The organism is Mycobacterium sp., assembly GCF_044342925.1.
GTDB lineage: Bacteria > Actinomycetota > Actinomycetes > Mycobacteriales > Mycobacteriaceae > Mycobacterium.
The window spans coordinates 1-6,863 of the sequence record NZ_JBIIOV010000172.1 but is presented as its reverse complement, the minus strand read 5'-3'; the positions used below and the strand labels follow the sequence as shown (position 1 = coordinate 6,863).

Here is a 6,863-nt window from a genome sequence, read left to right as displayed (position 1 = left end):
CCGCCCCGGGCGATCACGACGTGTGGTTGCTGGGCCCGGCCCGGATGTCGATCAAGCTGGCCTATCAGCGCAACCTGGTGATCTCGGCGTACACCGGCTGCCGGCTGGAGGGGGAGAAGAAGCCCGGCCGGTGATAATGGGCGGCGATGGACACGACGAAGGTTTCGATGGTTCTTGCCGCCGCCCTGCTGCTGGCCGGGTGCGGGAACACCGCCGACGGGCCGGCCGCGCAGGCCCGCACGGAGATTGCCGCGCTGCCCTCGCTGGAGGACACCAAGACCCAGCTGACCGGTGCGGTGGACCAGATCGTCACCGCGGTCAAGGCGGTGCTGCCCAAGGCCGTCTGGGACGACGGCGGCAACGAGACCACCACCAGCTGCAACTCCAGCTACGCCGACACCGACGGCAAGATGTGGTTCGCGCCCAACCGGGTGGTGCCCGAGGTGCCGCTGCGCCCGGAGAAGTGGGACACGATCGCGGCGGCCGCCCGCGAGGCGGCGGGTCGGATCGGTGCCACCGAGGTCCAGGTGGAGCGCGATCTGCCCACCAACCGCAACGTGTGGTTCCGCGGCCCGGCCGGCATGGCGATCCAGCTGGCCTACCAGGGCAACCTGGTGATCGCCGGGACCACCGGCTGCCGGTTGCCGGCCTGAGGCGAAGAAGTAAGTCCTACCGGCGTCGGCTTTTGGTTGACGTCCGGGGGATGACGAACTCCGCCAGCATGGCCCGCTCGTCGTCGGCGTCGCGGCCGGGGACGGTGAGAAACGACGTGAGCACCCGCACCAGCCAGCGGGCCTGCCGCCCGGCGGCATCGACGTCGGTAGGGTCGACGGACAGCAGGAACCCGGCCGTCATCGCCTGCACCACCTCCGACCCCGCGGCGGCCTCGGCGCCGATCGCCGTGCGGGTGAACCACGCTGCCAGCGCGGGGTTTTCGCGCACCAGGCGCAGCGCGTGGGTGAGCGCGGCCAGCAGCTTGTCGCGGGGGTCGGCGATGGGGGCAACCAGGTCGGCGAGTTGCCGGTTGACCACGCGGGCGTGGCGGTGCACGTAGGCGGTGTGCAGCGCGTCGCGGCTGGGGTAGTAGCGGTACAGCGTGGCCCGCGAACACCCTGCGGCCCGGGCGATGTCGTTCATGCCCACCGCCTCCACGCCGTTGTGCGCGAACAGCTCCGCAGCGGCCTCCAGGATGCGGTCGCACGCCGCCTCGGTGCGCTTCTCGCCCAGCCAGTCGGCCACCTCAGCTCCCGATCCTGATCGGCACCGACTGCGGGCGTCGCACGTAACTGCCGCCCGCCCAGACGATTCCGGCCTCGTCGACCTCGAAGTCCGGGCAGCGTGTGAGGAGCTCGGTGAGCGCGACCCGGGACTGCATCCGGGCCGCCGCCGCACCCAGGCAGTGATGCGCCCCGTGGCTGAACGTCAGGATGCTGCGCGGGCGGCGGGTCACGTCGAGTTCGGCGGCGTCGAGGCCGTATTGGCGCTCGTCCCGATTGGCCGAGGCGTAGAGCAGCAGCACCTTGCGCCCGGCCGGGATGGTGGTGTTGTGCAGGGTGACGTCGCGGGTGGTGGTGCGGGCCAGGCCCTGCACCGGGGAGGTCAGCCGCAGGAACTCCTCGATCGCGTCGGGCATCAGGTCCGGGTCTTTGATCAAGAGTTGGCGTTGGTCGGGATTGCGGTGCAGCAGTTGCACCGCCCCGCCCAGTAGTCCGGTGGTGGTGTCGTTGCCGCCGGTGACCATGGTGAAGGTGAACGCCAGGATCGACAGCACCCCGGCGATATCGCCGTCGGCCCCGACTCCGGCCGCGACCAGATGCGAGACGGTGTCGTCGCCGGGGTCGCGGCGGCGCCGCTCGATGAGTTCGGTGAAATATCCGGTCATGCCCAGCAGCGCTTCGGTGGCGGTGAGCAGGCCGCCGGCCGCTTGTCCATTCCCCGTGTCGCTACGCTCCTGCCCGCCGGTGCTGGCGGCGACGATGGCGTCGGTCCAGCCGTCGAACCGTTGGCGGTCTTGTTCGGGGACGCCGAGGTAGTGCGCGACGACCATCGACGGCAGCGGCTTGAACAACTCGGCGACGATGTCCCCGCCGTCCTGTGCCCGCAGCCGCTCGATGCGCTCGACCACGAACTCCCGCACCGCCGGCTCCACCGCCTGTACCTGGCGGGGGGTGAACCCGCGCGCCACCAGCTTTCGGAACTCGGTGTGCGCCGGCGGGTCCTGCATGACCATCGGCGGATTGTTCTGCAGCCCAAGCAGTTCCAGCTCGGCGTAGTTGACGGTCAAGCCCTGCGCCGAGGAGAACGTCTCGTGGTCGCGGGTGGCGGCCCAGACATCGGCGTGCCGGGACAGCACCCAGTAGTCGCCGGGGATGACGTGGTGCACCGGGTCGTGGTCGCGCAGGGCGGCGTACATCGGCCACGGATCGGCCCAACTGGGCCCGCTACGCAGCTGAAACCCGACGCGAGACGCATCGATGCTCATGTCTCATCTTTAGAACGTAACGCGGTCGTTGTCAACGGGCTCTCCCGCTGGGCGGCAGCGGTTGCTAGCCTCAAGTATGGGTGTCTTGACCTCGCCGAAGACCTACGCCGGGCTCGCCGCGTTTCAGGCGGTGGACGCCATCGCCTGCGCGGCTCAGGTGCCGCCCATCAAGAAGAGCCTCGATGAGGTCGGCTGCCCGGACAGCGTTCGGCGAGTGTTGCCTCCGATCAAGGGCGCAGCGGCTATCGGGCTGCTGTCTGTGCGGTGGTTTCCGGGGCTCGCGAGGCTGACCACGGCGATGTTGACCCTCTACTTCGCACTGGCCGTCGGAGCGCATCTGCGCGTACGGGACAAGGTCGTCAATGCGCTTCCGGCAGTGGCGTTCTTGGCAACGTTTGCGGCCATGGCGGTCAAAGGCCCGTCGCCCAAGCCGTAAGACGGCAATGCCTCCGGTGGTTGCGGTCAGCGGAGGAGCTGGTAGGTGACACCTAGTGCCCGATACGTCGGCTCGGCCCGCCGGTCGCAGCTGACGAGCAGCAGGCCATGTTCGCGGGCAGCAGCCCCGACCAACCCGTCGTAGACCGCCCCGCCGGCCAGCCCGGCGGCGGCGAATTCGTGGAGCAGGTCACCGATGCGGGTAGCCGACAGAAACCGTGAATCCGGGAAGTTCGTCACCTGGAGGCGCAGCGCCGTCGCCGGATTGAGTCGCTGCGGCGGTGGCAGCCGGGTGAGAACCGACAATAACTCCACCGCCGCATGCCCGGACATCCCCCGGCGGCACGGGCGGAGTCGTTCCATGGACATCAGGTGGAACGGGTTCTCCCGCTGCACGAGTGCGAGTGCCGCGCTGGTGTCGACCAGGACATGCTCAGCGTTGGTCGGCAAGTCGCAATTCCCGCACCGCGTCCTGGTCAAGTTCGGGTCCACCACTGGGAAGCAGGAGAAGACCGTCGGACTCGACGAGTTCGTCCGCGGCGACACTCTCTATCCGGATGGCAGCGCCGTCGACGGAGATCTCCACCTCCCCGGCGGTGATGCCCAACTGCTCCCGCAGCGATTTCGGGACCACGACACGTCCCGCCTTGTCAATGGTAGTGCGCATACCACGAAGCTACCATTTGATCTACCACGCAGCGACGTCGTCAGGGGTCGCGGCTGCAGCCGCCGCTGTTCGCCGGCGGACGTTTCCCTACCTTCACCGGATTTCGGGGGCATAGGGTGGATGGACGCCTGACCGAAGGGGGTCGCGATGGATATCCGAGCAGGTGCCGGGGCGGCAGCGGTGTCGGCGGGACTCCTGTTGGGCGCCTTGGCCATTCCGGCGGTCGCCCACGCAGCCCCGGACACACCGTCGACGGCAGACGACGCACCGGCGACACGCGGGGGAGTGCGGGCTCATTCCCCGGCGGCTCCTGCGTCGCGGGGTGCGCGGGGCCGTGCTGCGGACTCGGACATCCCGGCGCTGCGGGATCGGAACTCGGCTGCACCGGCGGCGACGGTGCGGGCGTCTGCGCCCACTGTTCTCGTGCCGGATGTTGTCGAGCGGGTGCCGGTGGTTCCTGTCGTCGCGCAGGCGGTGGTGGGACCCAATGTGGTTGCGCCGGAAGTGGTACCGCCGGTGATATCCATGCCGGCGACGACCACGACCACGACGACGCCGCCGGCCGTCGTGTCGACCGTCATGATCGCGGCCCCGGTGGCGGCGCCTGATCCTCCCCCCCTTGCCGCCGCCGTGGCGCCCCGTGCGACGGGCGTCGTCGATGCGCTGGCGGTCGGGTCGGGAACCCCGCTGCCCTCGGCGCTGGCCTGGACCATGCTGGCCGCCGCCCGCAGCGAAGTCGGGCGGCGTCCGGCTTCGGTGGTCGTTCCCGCCGCCGCGGTGACGACGAGCGCCCCGGCAGACCCGGTGGGCCAGGCCGTCAGCCCGCTGGGAACGCCCGAGCAGATCGCCGCCGAGGCGGCGGCGATGGAGACCGTGCATACGCTGCCGATGCTGGTGTCCAAAGCGATGCTGAATCTGGCCTGGCGCGTCATCGGGTGCATCCAGTACAGCCAGGTCGGCGGCCCGGATCAGGAGAACCTCGACGCGCTGAGCCAAGCGGTCGACGAGTGGGCGATGGGCACGGGGTTCCAGCTGGGGATCCTGAACTCCAACGAGCCGACGATCGTCATGCAGGTCGCGCCGCCGCATCAGTGGTATGGGCTGGACGTCACCGGCTCGCGAATCCTCTACGACAACCCCGACACCATCTACCGCTTCGTCGGGGTCAACTACGCCTCGCAGTACGTCATCACCGGCAGGCTGCCCGAGCGCGATCCGCAGGCGAGCTTCAGCGTGCTGACCGGGACCACCGGCACCACCGTGGCCGTGCTCAACGGCGATCAACTGGAACTGGGGCCGGACCGCACCTTCGTCGTCACCGTCAGCGGTGACCCGGCGGCGCCGGGGGAGACCAACCACCTGCAGATCACCCCCGACACCACCCTGATCGCGATCCGGGACACGTTGTCGGACTGGAACATTGACGAGCCGATGAGCCTGGCGATCTACCGGGTGGCGGGGCCGCCGAACAGCCTGTTCAGTCAGTTCGGCGGGTTCGCGATCCCGTTCATCGGGCCGCTGGTGGCGCAGAGTCCGTTCCTGACCGCGGTGGTCTCGCTGATCCCCCCGCTGCCCGCGGTTCCGCCGTTCGTGCGGGGCAGCCTCGCCTCGCTGCTGATGCTGCGCGGAATCGGGCAGGAGTCCGAATACATCCAGGTGGCCACCGTCGACCCGGTAACGGGAAAGCCCAAGGCGCCCAACGTGTTCACCGACCCGGCGAGCAACGCCTCGTTCCTGGCGACCCAGCTGCAGAGTCCGGGCTACTTCCAGCTGGCCGACGACCAGGCGCTGGTGCTCACCATCACCCCGAACAACGCCGGCTATTTCGTGGTGCCGGTGACCAACGACTGGACCATCACCGGCAACTACTGGGATGAGCAGACCAGCCTCAATTCTTCGCAGGCTCGGGCCAATCCGGACGGCTCCTACACGCTGGTGGTCTCGCCGACCCAGCCCGTGCTGGCCGACGGCACCAGCCCGTGGAACTGGGTGTCCACCGGCGGGCTCAACCAGGGCACCATCGCGATCCGGTTCCAGGAGATCGACCTGACGGCTGCTGCGAATCCGACCGTGCGGTCCCAAGTGGTGTCGTTGAGCGAGTTGGGGTCGGTGCTGCCGGCGGGGACGGTGGTGGTCACCCCGGCCGAGCGGGCGGCGCAGATCGCGGCGCGGGGTGCGGGGTTCAACCGGCGGTTCGCGCCGTATCCGCAGACGGCATAGGTCCCTGATCAGGGGATTTGGCGTGGGAGGGCTGGCGTGGGTAGCCTTGCGAAGCACTCGACGCGGGGTGGAGCAGCTCGGTAGCTCGCTGGGCTCATAACCCAGAGGTCGCAGGTTCGAATCCTGTCCCCGCTACAGATGTGATGTCCCGAGACACCGTTGACAGGTGTCTCGGGACATCATCGTTTGTGGGGTTGTTGGTGGGCTGTTTCCGGGTTTCATGTGTGCGGTTCCGGTTGATGCTTGACGTTCGAGGTCCGGTTGCTGCTTTACGGTTCTGGGACAGTTTCCGGGTTTTACTCCTCGTGGTTGCTAGTCGCGGGTGGGGTCGAGTGTGAGTTTGCGGATGCGTTGTCCGGTGTGGCGGTCGAGGACTCGGCTGTCGAGGTCGTTGACTAAGACGATGACTTTGGTTGCCCATGAGGTCTTCTCGAAGTCGAATGTCGTAGGAGCGCGCCTTCGGCACGTCGCGCCGATCCACGACCTCGAAAACGCCCCGAAGTACCAGCGGCTGGGCTTGGGTCGACCGGTTTGGCCCCCGCAACCGCACCTCCACCGGCCGAGGGATCCCGAAGGTCGAAGCGGGGTCAAATCTGAAGTCCAAAGGGGGTCAGTATTCAACCGCGTTGATAGGCCCTTGACGATCGGGCGGATTCGAGTGGCCTGCACTTAGTCGTTCGACGTACCATTTGCTGGTGCGGGGGCTTCGGGTTGATCCGGCAGGCTTGGAAGCATGGTCGGACCTATGTACAACGGCAGCCGGGGAGTTAGCTGCTCGCGCCCCCCTTGTGGCCGATCTGCCCAGTGGGCAGGCGACTGCTGCCGCAGTGACCGCAAGTCAGACGATCGCTGCAGCTGCCGCTCAAGTACTTGCTGCTCGTGTGCGGTGCACCGGAACTAAGGCCGGCTATGCGGCCGGCAGCTACCTGGAGTGCGAACAGCAATCGGCCCAGCGACTCGCCGTGCTGGCACAGACGTCCGTAGTGGTGTAGGTGCCTGCCGTGGACATGGGGGTGCTGAGCCTCTCGCAGATCGAAGGTTGGGACACCGAACATCTCC

8 protein-coding genes and 1 tRNA gene are annotated in these 6,863 nt (G+C 68.3%); 5 read left to right on the top strand and 4 right to left on the bottom strand.

The window, feature by feature from the left end:
- Together ADBZ6I_RS14930 and ADBZ6I_RS14925 are read left to right on the top strand one after the other, a co-directional pair.
- The coding region (locus ADBZ6I_RS14930) for an LppA family lipoprotein (RefSeq protein WP_526385171.1) at positions 1–134 on the top strand (134 nt) is incomplete at its 5' end.
- A gap of 12 nt (positions 135–146) precedes the next feature.
- Positions 147–653, top strand: a complete 507-nt coding sequence (locus ADBZ6I_RS14925; RefSeq protein ID WP_526385169.1) for an LppA family lipoprotein — start codon at positions 147–149, stop codon at positions 651–653.
- Positions 654–669: 16 nt separating this feature from the next.
- Here ADBZ6I_RS14925 and ADBZ6I_RS14920 read toward each other — a convergent pair whose 3' ends face one another.
- Both ADBZ6I_RS14920 and ADBZ6I_RS14915 read right to left on the bottom strand, forming a co-directional pair.
- On the bottom strand, positions 670–1,239 hold the full coding sequence (locus tag ADBZ6I_RS14920) for a TetR/AcrR family transcriptional regulator (RefSeq protein ID WP_526385167.1): 570 nt from the start codon (positions 1,237–1,239) through the stop codon (positions 670–672).
- A gap of 1 nt (position 1,240) precedes the next feature.
- A complete protein-coding gene (locus ADBZ6I_RS14915; RefSeq protein ID WP_526385165.1) occupies positions 1,241–2,482 on the bottom strand; it encodes a cytochrome P450 in 1,242 nt (413 codons plus the stop codon).
- A 76-nt stretch (positions 2,483–2,558) separates the two neighbouring features.
- Here ADBZ6I_RS14915 and ADBZ6I_RS14910 point away from each other — a divergent pair, with 76 nt between their 5' ends.
- On the top strand, positions 2,559–2,918 hold the full coding sequence (locus tag ADBZ6I_RS14910) for a DoxX family protein (protein ID WP_526385163.1): 360 nt from the start codon (positions 2,559–2,561) through the stop codon (positions 2,916–2,918).
- A gap of 26 nt (positions 2,919–2,944) precedes the next feature.
- Here ADBZ6I_RS14910 and ADBZ6I_RS14905 read toward each other — a convergent pair whose 3' ends face one another.
- Positions 2,945–3,367: a type II toxin-antitoxin system VapC family toxin gene (locus ADBZ6I_RS14905; RefSeq protein WP_526385161.1), complete on the bottom strand. Its 423-nt coding sequence runs from the start codon at positions 3,365–3,367 to the stop codon at positions 2,945–2,947.
- Positions 3,351–3,584 (bottom strand): AbrB/MazE/SpoVT family DNA-binding domain-containing protein, encoded by a 234-nt coding sequence (locus tag ADBZ6I_RS14900; protein WP_526385159.1) that lies wholly within the window; start codon positions 3,582–3,584, stop codon positions 3,351–3,353. The genes ADBZ6I_RS14905 and ADBZ6I_RS14900 overlap by 17 nt, the downstream gene beginning before the upstream one ends.
- Positions 3,585–3,731: 147 nt before the next feature.
- Here ADBZ6I_RS14900 and ADBZ6I_RS14895 point away from each other — a divergent pair, with 147 nt between their 5' ends.
- On the top strand, positions 3,732–5,804 hold the full coding sequence (locus ADBZ6I_RS14895; RefSeq protein WP_526385157.1) for a hypothetical protein: 2,073 nt from the start codon (positions 3,732–3,734) through the stop codon (positions 5,802–5,804).
- 61 nt (positions 5,805–5,865) lie between these two features.
- Positions 5,866–5,939, top strand: a tRNA-Met gene (locus ADBZ6I_RS14890).
- Positions 5,940–6,863: the final 924 nt, after the last annotated feature.

What these genes read in the sequence shown, in the direction of transcription:
- ADBZ6I_RS14900 (WP_526385159.1), bottom strand. Translation starts at nt 3,584, where the DNA reads ATGCGCACTACCATTGACAAGGCGGGACGTGTCGTGGTCCCGAAATCG.
- ADBZ6I_RS14915 (WP_526385165.1), bottom strand. Translation starts at nt 2,482, where the DNA reads ATGAGCATCGATGCGTCTCGCGTCGGGTTTCAGCTGCGTAGCGGGCCC.
- ADBZ6I_RS14925 (WP_526385169.1), top strand. Translation starts at nt 147, where the DNA reads ATGGACACGACGAAGGTTTCGATGGTTCTTGCCGCCGCCCTGCTGCTG.
- ADBZ6I_RS14910 (WP_526385163.1), top strand. Translation starts at nt 2,559, where the DNA reads ATGGGTGTCTTGACCTCGCCGAAGACCTACGCCGGGCTCGCCGCGTTT.
- ADBZ6I_RS14895 (WP_526385157.1), top strand. Translation starts at nt 3,732, where the DNA reads ATGGATATCCGAGCAGGTGCCGGGGCGGCAGCGGTGTCGGCGGGACTC.